Below are 14,267 nucleotides of genomic sequence, written 5' to 3'. Positions count from 1 at the left end.
AATAACTAAAGTTTACGAGTTCAGCCTAATTATTAGCAATGAAGCGTTAGCTAAGAACGACTAATCAGCAAGGTTACTGGCTATATTCAAGTACTCATCCTTGATGACCTAAGCCCACAGCCTGAATAGCTATAATTACCCGCGCTAAACAGATCGCCCTTAAAAACAGCACGTTTTCTAATGAATTTCTGTATTTTGCGCAAATTTTCATTTGAGCATGAGCAATAAAATCAAAATAGGTATCAGTATAGGTGATGTAAATGGCATAGGTCTAGAAGTAATTCTGAAAACTTTAGCCAATAACAGTATTCTGGATTACTGCACTCCTATCGTTTATGGACATACAAAAGTAGCCTCTTACCATAGAAAAGCACTGGGTTTAGGTGATTTCAGTTTCAACGTAATTAATGACGCTGAAGCAGCTAATCCTAAAAAAGCAAATATGATCAACTGCTGGGAAGAGGATGTAAAGATTGAACTCGGTGTAGCCAATGAGATTGGTGGAAAATATGCTTTGTTATCTTTAGAGAGAGCAACGGAAGACCTGATCAAAGGAAATATTGACGCTTTAGTCACTGCTCCGATCAATAAACATACGATACAAGCAGAGAATTTTCAATTCCCTGGTCATACAGAATATTTGCAGGAACGTACCGGCAGCTCTGATGTACTGATGTTTTTATTGAGTGAAGATATCCGTGTTGGCGTAGTTACGGGTCACATCCCTGTTTCTAAAGTTGCAGAAAGTATCACAAAGGAGAGTATTGTTAAAAAACTTTTGTTGATCAATAAGAGCCTGAAAAGAGATTTCTGGATTGAGAAACCAAGAATTGCCGTATTAGGGCTAAATCCTCATGCTGGTGACAATGGTTTGCTGGGCAGTGAAGAACAGGACGTTATTATGCCTGCGATTCAGGAAGCATTTGATTCGGGTGTAATTTGCTTTGGCCCTTATCCTGCGGATGGATTTTTTGGCAAAGGTGCTTATAAACAATTCGATGCGGTACTGGCGATGTATCATGACCAGGGCTTAATCCCTTTCAAAACAATCGCTTTCGGAACTGGTGTAAACTTTACTGCAGGAATGAAATATGTACGTACCTCTCCTGATCATGGTACAGGCTTCGATATTGCCGGAAAAGACCTGGCAGATCCATCTTCTTTTATAGAGGCACTTTTTGCGGCGACCCACATTGTAAAACACAGACGTGAACAGGATGAACTGTTAAGCAACCAGTTAAGAAGCGGCGGAAAAATTATAGAAACTGCGGCAGATGTGAAGGATGATGCAAATTAACGACAATAATATTTCTAAAACATTTCAGAAGTATCAAATTAATTCATACATTTGCGGGCTAAAATTTTGTTACAATTGAAACCTTTAAAACAATTTTCGATCCCGTTTACTGGCTTAAAAATTGGCAAGCATCAATTTGATTTTGAGATTGATAACAGCTTTTTTGACGCATTTGAATACTCTTTGGTAAAAAAGGGGGATTTGAAAGTTACGGTAGAATTGGATAAACAGGAGACAATGCTGATTTTGAAAATTCGCATTGCCGGAACAATAAAGCTTGATTGTGATAAATGTTTAGCTGAATTTGATGCCCCTCTGGATATTTCAGAAAGGCAGATTGTAAAATTCGCTGAAGATGAGCTGGAGAGTGATGATTTAGAAATCATCGTATTGAATAAAAAAGAAAGTAGCATCGATATCGCGGAGATTCTTTATGAATTTATCACAGTATCGGTACCCTATATAAAAATTTGTGAGCAGAACGGCAATGGTGCCAAATGCGACAAAGAGATGATTGAAAGACTGGAAAGTCTGGCTAATCCTTCTCAACAAGAAGAAAATACAACAAGTGCTGACCCACGTTGGGAAGCATTAAAAAAATTAAAATAATAATTAAATAAATCAGCAATGGCACATCCAAAACGCAAGATCTCTAAAAGTAGAAGAGATAAAAGAAGAACACACTATAAAGCGGTAGCTCCTTCTTTATCTACTTGTCAAACTACAGGTGCAATCCACATTCCTCACCATGCATACAATGTTGATGGGAATTTGTACTACAACGGTAAACTGGTTATTGAAAACACCTCTATAGGTTAATTTTTCGGAGAAATTGTTTGTGTTTTCAGCTTCATTAAGTTTAACTTAGGCGCTTGAAAAAAAAGGCAATAATGCTTTATTCACAAACTGATTTTTTACTATGAAAATAGGTCTCGATATAATGGGCGGAGACTATGCTCCCAAAGCAAACGTTTTGGGAGCAATAGCTGCTCATGAATTATTAGCGCCAAATGAGCATTTAGTGCTAATAGGCGATACTCAGCAAATTAAGCCTTTGCTCGCTGAAAGCGGGTTCAATCCCGATCACTTTGAATATGTTCATACCGAAGAGGTAATTGGTATGGGCGAACATCCCACAAGAGCAATTGCTCAAAAACCAAACTCAAGTATTTCTCTGGGTTTCTCTATGTTAAAAAAAGGAGAAATCGATGCATTTGTCGGCGCAGGTAATTCTGGTGCGATGATGGTTGGCGCTGTTTTTAGTGTAAAAACTGTTCCTGGCATTATCAGACCTTGTCTGTGCACGATCGTCCCCAAACTTGATGGAGGAAGAGGTTTAATGCTGGACGTTGGCGCAAATGCTGACTGTAAGCCTGATACTCTGCTTCAATTCGGCATTTTAGGAAGTTTGTATGCTGAAAATGTCATGCAGATCAATACCCCTAAAGTCGGCCTGATCAATATTGGCGAAGAAGATGAAAAAGGGAATATGTTAAGCCTGGCCACTTTTCCATTGATGAAAGAATGTAGTCTCTTCAACTTCATTGGAAATATTGAGGGACGTGATTTATTCAACGAAAAAGCAGATGTAATTGTATGTGACGGGTTTACCGGGAACATTATGTTGAAATTAGCTGAATCGTTTTACATAATGACTATCAAGAAAGGACTTAAAGATGAGTTCTTCGACAGATTTAATTATGAAAATTACGGTGGAAGTCCGGTTCTTGGAGTAAATGCACCTGTGATCATAGGTCATGGAATCTCCTCGCCTACCGCTGTAAAAAACATGATCTTTCAAGCGAGAGATATGATTATTACAGGTTTGGTAGGAAAAATACAAGATGCATTTAAATAAAATCTGACAACAAATGAGTAAAATTCACGCTGCTATTACTGCGGTTCAAGGTTATGTTCCTGATTATATCCTTTCTAATAAAGAGTTAGAGACGATAGTTGACACAACAGATGAATGGATCACCTCACGAACAGGTATTAAAGAGCGAAGAATATTAAAAGGTGAAGGATTAGGTACCTCTGACATGGCTGTTCACGCGGTGAACGGACTGTTAAAGAAAAGAGGTATTACTGCAGAAGAAATCGACCTGATTATCTTTTGTACCACGACTCCCGACATGCCTTTCCCAGCCACTGCAAATATTTTAGCTGACAAAATCGGCGCAAAAAATGCATGGGGTTTTGATCTGCAGGCTGCCTGTTCTGGATTTATCTATGGGATTTCTACTGCTTCGCAATTTATCCAGTCAGGAAAACATCAAAAGGTATTGGTAGTGGGCGGCGACAAAATGTCGTCTATCATTGATTATACGGACAGAACAACCTGCATCATTTTTGGTGACGGCTGTGGTGCTGTATTATTGGAACCTAATGATGAAGGTAATGGGATCATTGACTCTGTTTTAAAATCGGATGGTGCCGGAAGACAATTCCTGCATCAGAAAGCGGGTGGATCTGTAAAACCAGCTTCGCACGAAACGATTGACCAGAGAGAACATTTCGTTTACCAGGAAGGAAAAGCTGTTTTTAAATTTGCGGTAACCAACATGGCAGATGTAGCGGCCGAAATCATGGAACGGAACCAGCTGAATGCTGAAGATGTGAAATGGTTAGTTCCGCACCAGGCAAATAAAAGGATTATTGATGCGACGGCTTCAAGAATGGGCATAGGAGCTGAAAAAGTAATGATCAATATAGAACGTTACGGCAATACCACCAATGGGACCATCCCGCTTTGTTTATGGGAATGGGAAGACAAACTAAAAAAAGGAGACAATATTATTCTTGCTGCTTTTGGGGGTGGATTTACCTGGGGATCAGTCTATATAAAGTGGGCTTACTAAATTTTATTACAAATAAAAATATTAACTTTGAGTCTTTAAAAGACCAATATCTTTTCAACAAAATACCTAAAAATGGATATCAAACAAATTCAGGAACTCATTAAATTTGTTTCTCGTTCGGGCGTCAATGAAGTTGCAATAGAACAAAAGGACTTCAAAATTACTATTAAAACTAATCAGGCCCCAACAGTTATTACCACAACAGTTCCTGCGCAGGCAGTAGCACCACAGGTGTTACCATCTGCTCCAGCAGTACAACCTGTTGCTGTAACGGCAAACAATGCTTCGTCTGCTGCTGAGGCTGATGATTCTAAATATATTACTGTAAAATCTCCAATGATCGGAACTTTCTACCGTTCGTCGAGCCCTGACAAACCTTCATTTGCAAATGTTGGTGATGAAATCGCTCCGGGTAAAGTGATCTGTATCATTGAGGCAATGAAATTATTCAACGAAATTGAAAGTGAAGTTTCTGGAAGAATCGTTAAAGTATTGGTTGATAACTCATCACCTGTAGAATACGACCAACCCTTATTTTTAGTAGAACCTATGTAATATTTGCTTCTGGCAAATTATCATCTTATCAATTATATGTTTAAAAAAATACTAATTGCCAACAGGGGCGAAATTGCGTTACGTATTATTCGTACCTGTAAGGAAATGGGCATTAAAACTGTTGCAGTTTATTCAACTGCCGACAGGGAGAGTCTTCATGTTCGTTTCGCGGATGAAGCTGTTTGTATTGGCCCGCCTCCGAGTAAAGATTCTTACTTAAGTATCCCAAATATTATTTCAGCTGCTGAATTGACCAATGCAGATGCGATTCATCCAGGCTACGGCTTTTTATCTGAGAACGCTAAATTCTCTTCTGTTTGCAGAGACTATGGAATTAAGTTCATTGGTGCTACACCTGAGCAGATCAATTCTATGGGAGATAAAGCTTCCGCTAAAGAAACGATGAAAAAAGCTGGCGTCCCGACTATCCCTGGTTCTCAGGGTTTGCTGGAAAGTGTAAAAGAAGGTATTGTCTTAGCGAATGAAATCGGTTACCCTGTAATCCTGAAAGCAACTGCCGGTGGTGGTGGCCGTGGAATGCGTGTAGTATGGAAAGATGAAGACTTTGAAAATGCATGGGACAGTGCAAGACAGGAATCTGGCGCTGCTTTTGGAAATGACGGTTTATATTTAGAAAAATATATCGAAGATCCACGCCACATTGAAATCCAGATTATTGGTGATCAATATGGTAAAGCTTGTCACTTATCTGAGCGTGACTGTTCTATTCAGCGTCGTCACCAGAAATTGGTTGAAGAGGCTCCATCTCCTTTCATGACTCCGGAATTGAGAGAACGTATGGGTGAGGCTGCCATTAAAGGTGCCACAGCTGTATCTTATGAAGGTGCTGGAACAATCGAATTTTTAGTTGATAAACACCGTAACTTCTACTTCATGGAAATGAATACCCGTATCCAGGTAGAGCATCCGGTTACGGAAGAAGTAATCAACTATGATTTAATTAAAGAACAGATTAAGGTAGCTTCCGGCGTTCCTATCTCTGGTAAAAACTATCTTCCGAACATGCATGCTATTGAATGCAGGATCAATGCGGAAGATCCGTTTAATAACTTCAGGCCTTGTCCTGGAAAAATCACTAATTTCCATTCTCCGGGTGGACATGGGGTGAGGGTTGATACGCATGTTTATGCAGGCTATCAGATTCCTTCTAACTATGATTCTATGATTGCTAAACTAATCTGTGTTGCACAAACACGTGAAGAAGCAATCAGTACAATGGAGCGTGCTTTAAGTGAGTTTGTAATTGAAGGTGTAAAAACTACGATTCCTTTCCACTTGCAATTAATGAAAGATCCGAACTTCAGAGCTGGAAATTTCACGACTAAATTCATGGAAACATTTGTTTTTTCTGAATAAAGACATCTAATTATTATATTTAAAACGTAAATACCATTCTAATAAAATAGAATGGTATTTTTGTTTTACAAATAACGTACATGAGTGATAATAAAGCGCAGGACCTTATAGGGGCCATTAAGAATAAAGGAAAGAATCTGGAGTCTGAAATGTCTTTCTTTGACCATATTGATGTATTAAGAAAACACTTGCTCAGGGCATTATTGGCGATCGTAATTTTTACTGGTTTAGCCTTCTGGTTTTACGATTTCCTGTTTAACACGATTATAATGGGCCCTAAGAGCCCTGATTTCTGGACTTACCGCATGATGTGTAAGCTGGTTCAGATCTTCCCTTCGCTGGGATCTGATTTTTGTATTACCTCTATTAAGGGTAAAATTATCAATACAGAAATGGCAGGCCAGTTTACGTTACAGATTAATTCCTGTATCATGACGGGTATCGTTTTTGGAATCCCGTATATCCTTTTTGAACTTTGGTTATTCATCAAACCTGCCCTTCATGAAAAGGAAAGGAAGGCTGCAAGGGGATTTGTCTTCTTTGCTTCTGTATTATTTCTGATAGGTGTTTTATTTGGTTATTTCATCATCTGTCCATTATCAATTAACTTCCTGACTAATTTCTCGGTGAGCCCGATGATCGAAAATACATTCACGATTGATTCGTATTTATCCTCTGTCTCTACTTTAACCATCGGAACAGGGATTATATTTGAATTACCTGTTGTCATTTATATCCTCTCGATATTCGGGATCATGACACCTGCGTTTATGCGTGCCAGCCGGAGATATGCGGTTGTAATCATCCTGATCATTGCTGCTGTAGTTACCCCTACTCCGGATATGATGACGATGCTTGTCGTAGCCTTCCCGCTCTTTATTTTATATGAGTTGAGTATATTCATTTCTGCAAAAATTGAACGCAGAAAAAACAAAGAACTTTACGGTACAACTAAAGGTAACAACGCTTAAAAAGATGTCCACAAAACTAAAAATCGCTATTGGTGCTGACCATGCTGGTTTCGCTTACAAGGAGTTATTACGTGATTTTCTGAAGGATTTCCAGGTGCAGGATTTCGGTACTTATAGCCCGGAATCTGCAGATTATCCTGATTTTGCACATCCGGTGGCTTCGGCTGTAGAAAATGGGGAGTTCGCTTTTGGAATCCTGATCTGCGGTAGTGCGAATGGGATTGCGATTACAGCTAACAAGCACCAGGGAATCAGAGCAGCGATTTGCTGGGAAAATGAGATTGCTTCTTTAGTAAGACAGCATAACAATGCGAATATCATTTGTATCCCTGCAAGGTTCGTGTCAGAAGATCTGGCCAAAGAAATGGTCATGACCTTTCTGAATAAGGAATTTGAAGGCGGAAGACATGCTTTGCGCGTAGCTAAAATATCCTGCTAGCCTTACGGGCTTAGCTTAAAAAAACAACAGGCCCGTAATGCTATGGCATTATGGGCCTGTTGTTTTTCTGACTACGCTGTAACATAATAGTGACTCCCTCAAAAATCGGCCGTGTGCCGCTAAAAGAAATAGTTAATTTCCTATATTAAGACCTTTTAAAGGCCAGGGTAATTCATCTGGAAAACAAGAAAACAGCATAAAACTAAATAATGAATAAACACTTTTTAAGTACGAGCATTGCTTTATTGCTTTGCTTGGGTGCATGTGCACAAAATCAAACTCCTGCTCAGAATCAAACGGCAGTAAAGTTTAGCGCAAGTATCAATAAAGCTAACGCTTACAAACATCTTTCTGTACTCGCATCTGATGAATATGAAGGCAGGGAAACTGGTAAAAAAGGTGCCTGGATGGCAGCAGATTATATCAAAAATTATTTCAAAAGTATTGGTTTAAAAGGCCCTGTTCAAGGCGATTATTTTCAACCGATAGGCATGGTTACTTATCAGCTGAACCAACCTGTTTTTACGATTGGTGGTCAGGCTAAAGTATATAACCGGGATTTTGTTGTTCCTGCTTCGAATGTCTCTCTTGAAGGTTTTACTTTCAATACGAAAGAAGTCATCTTTGCTGGTTACGGCTTGGATACAGAGGGTTACAATGACTATAAGAACATTGATGTTGCAGGTAAAGTGATTGTGATCTTTGCTTCTGGCAACCCATCACAGCAGTCAGAAGCTGCTCCGGCCGACCGCGCTGCAAGAAGAAAAGCAATGACTGCGAAAAGAGAAAAAATTCAGTACCTGGCTAATCACAAAGCATTGGCTGTAATTCAGATAGATCCTTCACTGGATAGTTTGAATGAAGAAACAAAATTGATGAATGCAGGTTCAGGACAGCTTACTTTGAAAAGTGAAGAGAATACCGCAAGGATGGCAAAGATGAAAACTTTTCCTACCATTAACATCAATACAGCTACTGCAAACGAATTGTTAAAAGCAGCAGGTACAACTGTAGAAGCTTTACAACAAAAGATCAGTTCAACTGGCCAGCCAGCTTCACAGGTAATTAAAATTGCTTTGTCGGGTAGTGCTAAAAAGGAAGAAGTAAAGGTCAGAGCCGAAAATGTACTGGGTTTTCTGGAAGGATCTGACCCTGTTTTAAAGAAAGAAATCCTGGTGATCACTGGTCACTATGATCATATTGGTTTAACAACTTCGGGTACTGATAAAGTAAACAATGGAGCTGACGATGATGGTTCTGGAACTACGGGCGTATTGCTGATTGCTGATGCTTTTACCAAAGCTAAAGCTGCTGGTAAAGGGTCTAAAAGAAGTATCCTGTTTATGACTGTAGTTGGAGAAGAAAAAGGACTATTAGGTTCTGAATGGTATTCTGAACATCCTGTATTTCCATTGGAGCATACAATTACCAACTTAAATATTGATATGATCGGGCGTGTGGATAAAGAACACGAAGACAAACCTGACTATATTTATATCATTGGTTCTGATATGCTGAGTTCTGATCTGAATGCAGCAGGAATCAATGCGAATGAGCAGTATATGAAAATGAACCTGGACATGAAATATAATAACAGAACTGATCCAAACCAGTTCTATTACCGTTCAGACCACTATAATTTTGCGAAACATGGTATCCCGGTTATCTTTTATTTTAATGGGGTACATGAAGATTACCACCAGCCGGGTGATGAGGTGAGCAAGATCAAATTCGACTTGCTGGCCCGACGTGCTCAGTTAGTCTATTATACGGCCTGGAACCTTGTTAACCGCCCTGCCCGCCCCGTCGTAGATAAAAATGAAGACGGCACACCAAAGAAATAATTTTAAAAACCTGCATAACCTGCAGGTTTTTTCGTTTTATTAAGAGCTTGTTAATTTTAGCCCCTAATTTTAAACAGGCTCTCAAACATTTATTTATATTTGAACATGACGAAGATTGCTGAAGAGTTTTTGGTGAAGGCAGATGAGAAGGCATTTGATGTAGATCATCGTAACACAATCAACCACAACATAGGAAAGTACAATGATGCGGTTGCAAGGGGTTTAACGAAGTTTGAGAATTTAGAAAACTCAAAAAAGAAGGCGCATGTCATCAAGTGGAGAGTAATGGAAAACCTGGACAAGTTCTTACCGGAATTTGAAACCAATTTCCAACGCCGTGGTGGAAAAGTAATCTGGGCCAATGATGCAGAAGAAGCACAAAAAGAAATATTAAATATAATTAATAAAAGTGGTGGCAAATCGGTTATTAAATCGAAATCCATGACTACTGAAGAAATTCACCTGAATGACTTTCTGGAAAAGAATGGGATATCATCTTTAGAGAGTGATCTGGGTGAATTTATTGTACAGTTGTTAGGACAGGCACCTTATCATATTGTAACACCTGCAATGCACCTGACCAAGGAGGATATTGCGAAGCTATTCCATGAAAAATTCGGTACTCCGATAGATTATACGCCAGAACAGCTTACACAAAAAGCAAGGGAGCTCTTAAGAGAGAAATACCTGAGTGCTGATATCGGGATTACTGGTGGAAATTTTCTGATTGCAGATACAGGGAGCATTGCGCTAACTGAAAATGAAGGAAATGCACGTTTAAGTACCACCTTTCCTAAAATACACATTGCTATTGTCGGGATTGAGAAAATCATTCCTTCTATGGCTGATCTTGATCTTTTCTGGCCTTTGTTGTCCAGCCATGGAACAGGTCAGAATTTAACAGTTTACAATTCAATCCTGAGCGGGCCAAGACAGCCAAATGAAACTGATGGCCCGGAAGAAATGTATGTGATTTTACTGGACAACGGACGCACGAATCTGCTGGCGCAAAAAGATCAGCGTCAGGGGTTATATTGTATCCGTTGCGGCGCTTGTCTGAATGCCTGCCCTGTTTATAAGAATATTGGCGGTCATACTTACAATACCACTTATAGTGGCCCTATTGGCTCTATTATAACACCTCATTTACAGGGGATGAAGGAATTCAAGCACCTGAGTTATGCGTCAAGTCTTTGTGGTAAATGCTCTGAAGTTTGCCCGGTAAAGATTGACATCCATAAAATGTTGCTGCTGAACAGAAGAGATGCGGTAGAACAGCATCAAAATACCAAAACAGAAGATATTGGCTGGAAGATCTGGAATACAGGGATGTCCAAAAGATCAAAAATGGACTTGTTCGGTGGAAAAATCAAGAACTTTTTGATGAAGCTGATCTTCAAAAAAATGTGGGGCAAGTACCGTGCTATGCCAGAGGTCGCACCAAAATCTTTCGCCAAACAGTGGGAAGAAAAATCCAAAAATAAACCGCAAACCTAACCTATATGCATTTCGACCGGAAAGAAAAAGACGATGAAACGTTGTTATCGCTTTATAAGCGTCTGCTTTATCCCAGAATGGTCGAAGAAAAAATGCTGATCCTGCTCAGGCAGGGACAAATAGGTAAATGGTTTTCTGGTATAGGCCAGGAAGCCATTGCAGTGGGGGCTGCCTTAGCCATGAATGCGGAAGAATACATTTTGCCGATGCACAGGAACTTGGGTGTGTTTACTTCCAGGGATATCCCGCTGCGTAATTTAATGGCGCAATGGCAGGGAAAAATGACTGGTTTCACCAAAGGGAGAGACCGGTCTTTTCATTTTGGCACCCAGGAATTTAAAATTATAGGGATGATTTCTCACCTTGGGCCTCAACTGGCGCTGGCTGATGGAATTGCCCTGGCCGACCTGATAGCGGAAAAAAAACAGGCTACCCTTGTCTTTACAGGAGAAGGTGCAACTAGTGAGGGTGATTTCCATGAAGCAGTTAATGTGGCTTCAGTCTGGAATTTACCTGTCATCTTTCTGGTCGAAAACAATGGTTACGGCCTTTCTACACCAATTAACGAACAATTCAATTGTAATGATTTAGTAGATAAAGCTATTGGTTATGGAATTGAAGGTATTCAGATTGACGGAAACAACGTTTTAGAGGTCTTTGATACGATTACTGAGATTACCAAAAACATCCGTGCCAATCCAAGACCGGTTTTACTGGAATGTCTCACTTTCAGGATGAGAGGTCATGAAGAGGCTTCAGGTACAAAATATGTTCCTCCCCACTTGTTTGAGCAGTGGGCTGAAAAAGATCCGGTTAAGAATTTCGAGCGCTATCTGTTTGAACAGGGTATTCTGACTGATAAGCTTTTACAAGAGATTAAAACAGGTTTTAAAACTGAACTGGACCAGGAAGTTGAGCAGGCTTTTAAAGATGCTGATCCCGAGCCTTCTGCAGTAACAGAACTCACGGATATGTATTATCCTTATATACAACAAGTAATCCCGCCTGCTGAACCTTCTGTAGAAACCCGTTATCTGGATGCAATCAGTGATGGTTTGAGAATTGGTATGCAACAGCATTCTAACCTGGTGATTATGGGGCAGGATATTGCTGAATATGGAGGTGCATTTAAAATCACAGCAGGTTTCGCAGAAGAATTTGGTAAAGCGAGAGTCCGTAATACCCCTATTTGCGAGTCTGCAATAGTCGGTGCCGGGCTTGGCCTGTCCATCAATGGCTATAAAGCGGTCGTAGAGATGCAGTTTGCAGATTTCGTGACCTGTGGATTTAATCAGATCATAAATAACCTGGCGAAAACGCATTACCGCTGGGGAGAAAAAGCGGATGTAGTAGTCAGAATGCCTACAGGCGCAGGAACTGGTGCGGGTCCTTTTCACTCTCAAAGTAACGAGGCGTGGTTTACCAAGACTCCTGGCCTTAAAATAGTTTATCCTGCTTTTCCTTATGATGCGAAGGGTTTGTTGCTCGCAGCAATTGAAGATCCTAATCCTGTTATTTATTTTGAGCATAAACTTCTCTACAGAAGTTTATGTGGATTAGTTCCTGCTGGTCATTATACGCTGGAAATCGGCAAAGCTAACTGGCTTAAAAAGGGGCAGCAATTCACGATCATTACCTATGGTTTAGGCGTTCACTGGTCGCTGTCTTATCTTTATGACCATCCTGAATTATCAGTAAACCTGGTAGATTTATGCAGTCTGCAGCCTTGGGATAAGGAAACAGTTGCAACGGCTGTAAAAGTTACGGGCCGCGTGATTGTCCTCCATGAAGACACCCTCAGCAGTGGTTTTGGCGCCGAGATCGCTGCATGGATCGGGGAGCATTGCTTTACGGCTTTAGATGCACCTGTAATGCGCTGCGCGAGTCTGGACACTGCTATTCCAATGAGTAAGCTGCTTGAAGATCAGTTCCTGGCTAAAAGCCGCCTGCATGAAACTGTTCAGAAATTGATGGCTTACTAAGGCCTTGGCACGATAATGGCCTGCTCATCAAAAGACCATTACTTACCGGAGCGCTTTATGAAGACCATTTATCTACTATGTTTAGGAGTTTTACTGTTTACACTTCCGGGTTGTAAGTATTTTAAATCTACACACCCACAAGCTGGTTTACCTGAAGAAGGCACCACAAATATGACTGATAAGTCTATTTTAAACTATACTGCTTCGATTGACCGGACATTGAGAGATTATAAGAAAGAATACAGTCTGATCTATTTATCGGGCGATCTTTCTGTATATGCAGAAAAGTACAGTGCACATAACGATGGGATGTTGTATAAAACCTATACTTCAAATGGCACAATCAGTAATTCGGTAAAAAGTTATTATTTTAAGAATGACAGCCTGATCCTGGTCAAAGAAAGGATTAAGCTTATGAATGAGGAAGGGAGCGTTTTTAAGGACGTCCGGACTTATATGCGAAACAATGTGATCTTCAAAATAGATAGCCGCACAGCAAGCTCTGCTGAGGCTTTACGTACACTTCCTTATTTACCTGTACAAGCAGCTGACAATAAGTACCCTGAAGAAAGTTATGCTTCGGATGTGAAGGGAATCGATGATGCGATCAATGGCACCGATAAATTTGAAATGGTATTTGATAATATTTCCACTTACCCGGATGCGCTTTATATCATGCTTAAAAGTAAGCAGCAGCCGAATTACAAATCCAGTATTCTGGTGAAGACCAAAGATGCTTATATCGATAGTTTATTGAATTTCCCTTCGTTGTTTAAAGATGACAAATTAAACTTTAAATGGAGAATAGAAGATAATGCTTCTATTTATGTACCTGTTGCAGATACAATAACTTCGGCTAAAGGGCTAAATAAATAAGTATTGCCATTATCCAGGCATTCGCATCTGAAACGTTTTCTAAGCTTCTCCCCTTTTTTGAATCTGCGGCCGTCTTTAATAGTAAATATGGTATGCTGGGGGAGTTCTTCTAATCGGGAGTGGTCAAGTGTACCGTCATACTTTTTAAGGGCTCTGGAGAGGCTTAAGTCGGTACAGCTGGATGCGGAAGGGTTTGTTAAATAGGTACTAATGGCTTTTTGCAGGTCTTCAGGGAAAACTTGCTGCTCCAGAAAGGGCGTCATCATTCTTTTAAAGTTGTGTTTCCATTCCCCACCGTGCGGCTTGACCTTATTTTTATGATCATTCCAGGTTAACAGGTGTGCAAATTCATGCACTGTAGTCACCAGGAAGGCATACCGGTTCAGGTTATTATTGACAGAGATTTTATGTCCCAGTTCTTTAAAAGGGTGTCTGTAGTCACCGAGTTTGGTCGCCCTGCTTTTAGAGATCTTAAATTCGCATTGAAAGTAGTCGATCCATTTAGCAATCACGGGAGCTGCTTCAGGGGGCATATACTGTGCTAAAACATCAACTTTTTCCACAGCCC

The 14,267-nt window shown here is 40.1% G+C and carries 14 protein-coding genes; 13 read left to right on the top strand and 1 reads right to left on the bottom strand.

The genetic code is table 11. The annotated features are described in order from the left end of the window. Positions 1 to 217 precede the first annotated feature (217 nt). The 13 genes from pdxA to AY601_RS22790 all read left to right on the top strand — a co-directional run bounded on the left by pdxA (position 218) and on the right by AY601_RS22790 (position 13,699). Entirely contained in the window at positions 218 to 1,297 is a 1,080-nt protein-coding gene (pdxA, locus tag AY601_RS22850; protein WP_068405624.1) for a 4-hydroxythreonine-4-phosphate dehydrogenase PdxA, read from the top strand. 75 nt (positions 1,298 to 1,372) lie between these two features. Continuing rightward, on the top strand, positions 1,373 to 1,906 hold the full coding sequence (locus AY601_RS22845; RefSeq protein ID WP_068405621.1) for a YceD family protein: 534 nt from the start codon (positions 1,373 to 1,375) through the stop codon (positions 1,904 to 1,906). A gap of 18 nt (positions 1,907 to 1,924) precedes the next feature. Beyond that, a complete protein-coding gene (rpmF, locus tag AY601_RS22840; protein ID WP_068405618.1) occupies positions 1,925 to 2,116 on the top strand; it encodes a 50S ribosomal protein L32 in 192 nt (63 codons plus the stop codon). Between the two features lie 100 nt (positions 2,117 to 2,216). Beyond that, a complete protein-coding gene (gene plsX / locus AY601_RS22835) occupies positions 2,217 to 3,155 on the top strand; it encodes a phosphate acyltransferase PlsX (RefSeq protein ID WP_068405615.1) in 939 nt (312 codons plus the stop codon). A gap of 13 nt (positions 3,156 to 3,168) precedes the next feature. After that, entirely contained in the window at positions 3,169 to 4,158 is a 990-nt protein-coding gene (locus AY601_RS22830) for a beta-ketoacyl-ACP synthase III (RefSeq protein WP_068405612.1), read from the top strand. 72 nt (positions 4,159 to 4,230) lie between these two features. Continuing rightward, positions 4,231 to 4,713 (top strand): acetyl-CoA carboxylase biotin carboxyl carrier protein, encoded by a 483-nt coding sequence (accB, locus tag AY601_RS22825; RefSeq protein WP_068405610.1) that lies wholly within the window; start codon positions 4,231 to 4,233, stop codon positions 4,711 to 4,713. Between the two features lie 36 nt (positions 4,714 to 4,749). After that, a complete protein-coding gene (accC, locus tag AY601_RS22820; protein ID WP_068405607.1) occupies positions 4,750 to 6,090 on the top strand; it encodes an acetyl-CoA carboxylase biotin carboxylase subunit in 1,341 nt (446 codons plus the stop codon). An 80-nt stretch (positions 6,091 to 6,170) separates the two neighbouring features. After that, complete coding sequence (gene tatC, locus AY601_RS22815; protein WP_068405604.1) at positions 6,171 to 7,061, top strand: twin-arginine translocase subunit TatC; 891 nt, start codon at positions 6,171 to 6,173, stop codon at positions 7,059 to 7,061. 4 nt (positions 7,062 to 7,065) lie between these two features. Next, a complete protein-coding gene (gene rpiB / locus AY601_RS22810) occupies positions 7,066 to 7,500 on the top strand; it encodes a ribose 5-phosphate isomerase B (protein WP_068405602.1) in 435 nt (144 codons plus the stop codon). A 209-nt stretch (positions 7,501 to 7,709) separates the two neighbouring features. After that, on the top strand, positions 7,710 to 9,344 hold the full coding sequence (locus AY601_RS22805; RefSeq protein ID WP_068405599.1) for a M28 family peptidase: 1,635 nt from the start codon (positions 7,710 to 7,712) through the stop codon (positions 9,342 to 9,344). A 105-nt stretch (positions 9,345 to 9,449) separates the two neighbouring features. Beyond that, positions 9,450 to 10,841 (top strand): LutB/LldF family L-lactate oxidation iron-sulfur protein, encoded by a 1,392-nt coding sequence (locus AY601_RS22800; RefSeq protein WP_068405596.1) that lies wholly within the window; start codon positions 9,450 to 9,452, stop codon positions 10,839 to 10,841. 5 nt (positions 10,842 to 10,846) lie between these two features. Beyond that, positions 10,847 to 12,823 (top strand): alpha-ketoacid dehydrogenase subunit alpha/beta, encoded by a 1,977-nt coding sequence (locus AY601_RS22795; protein WP_068405593.1) that lies wholly within the window; start codon positions 10,847 to 10,849, stop codon positions 12,821 to 12,823. 57 nt (positions 12,824 to 12,880) lie between these two features. Beyond that, the gene (locus AY601_RS22790; protein ID WP_157288070.1) at positions 12,881 to 13,699 is read left to right on the top strand and encodes a hypothetical protein; all 819 of its coding nucleotides are present in this window, start codon (positions 12,881 to 12,883) and stop codon (positions 13,697 to 13,699) included. On the opposite strand, the gene AY601_RS22785 is transcribed toward AY601_RS22790, so the two are convergent. After that, positions 13,648 to 14,262 carry a SprT-like domain-containing protein gene (locus AY601_RS22785; RefSeq protein ID WP_232324652.1) on the bottom strand — a complete coding sequence of 205 codons (615 nt, stop codon included), beginning with the start codon at positions 14,260 to 14,262 and terminating at the stop codon, positions 13,648 to 13,650. The two genes, AY601_RS22790 and AY601_RS22785, sit on opposite strands and share 52 nt — an antisense overlap. Positions 14,263 to 14,267 lie beyond the last annotated feature (5 nt).

It is taken from the genome of Pedobacter cryoconitis (assembly GCF_001590605.1).
Classification (GTDB): domain Bacteria; phylum Bacteroidota; class Bacteroidia; order Sphingobacteriales; family Sphingobacteriaceae; genus Pedobacter; species Pedobacter cryoconitis_A.
This window is presented reverse-complemented; position numbering and strand designations above follow the sequence as displayed.

Excerpts from the sequence above, each read along its gene's own strand:
- pdxA (WP_068405624.1), top strand. The coding sequence starts at position 218 with ATGAGCAATAAAATCAAAATAGGTATCAGTATAGGTGATGTAAATGGC.
- rpmF (WP_068405618.1), top strand. The coding sequence starts at position 1,925 with ATGGCACATCCAAAACGCAAGATCTCTAAAAGTAGAAGAGATAAAAGA.
- plsX (WP_068405615.1), top strand. The coding sequence starts at position 2,217 with ATGAAAATAGGTCTCGATATAATGGGCGGAGACTATGCTCCCAAAGCA.
- AY601_RS22830 (WP_068405612.1), top strand. The coding sequence starts at position 3,169 with ATGAGTAAAATTCACGCTGCTATTACTGCGGTTCAAGGTTATGTTCCT.
- accB (WP_068405610.1), top strand. The coding sequence starts at position 4,231 with ATGGATATCAAACAAATTCAGGAACTCATTAAATTTGTTTCTCGTTCG.
- accC (WP_068405607.1), top strand. The coding sequence starts at position 4,750 with ATGTTTAAAAAAATACTAATTGCCAACAGGGGCGAAATTGCGTTACGT.
- tatC (WP_068405604.1), top strand. The coding sequence starts at position 6,171 with ATGAGTGATAATAAAGCGCAGGACCTTATAGGGGCCATTAAGAATAAA.
- rpiB (WP_068405602.1), top strand. The coding sequence starts at position 7,066 with ATGTCCACAAAACTAAAAATCGCTATTGGTGCTGACCATGCTGGTTTC.
- AY601_RS22805 (WP_068405599.1), top strand. The coding sequence starts at position 7,710 with ATGAATAAACACTTTTTAAGTACGAGCATTGCTTTATTGCTTTGCTTG.
- AY601_RS22800 (WP_068405596.1), top strand. The coding sequence starts at position 9,450 with ATGACGAAGATTGCTGAAGAGTTTTTGGTGAAGGCAGATGAGAAGGCA.
- AY601_RS22795 (WP_068405593.1), top strand. The coding sequence starts at position 10,847 with ATGCATTTCGACCGGAAAGAAAAAGACGATGAAACGTTGTTATCGCTT.
- AY601_RS22790 (WP_157288070.1), top strand. The coding sequence starts at position 12,881 with ATGAAGACCATTTATCTACTATGTTTAGGAGTTTTACTGTTTACACTT.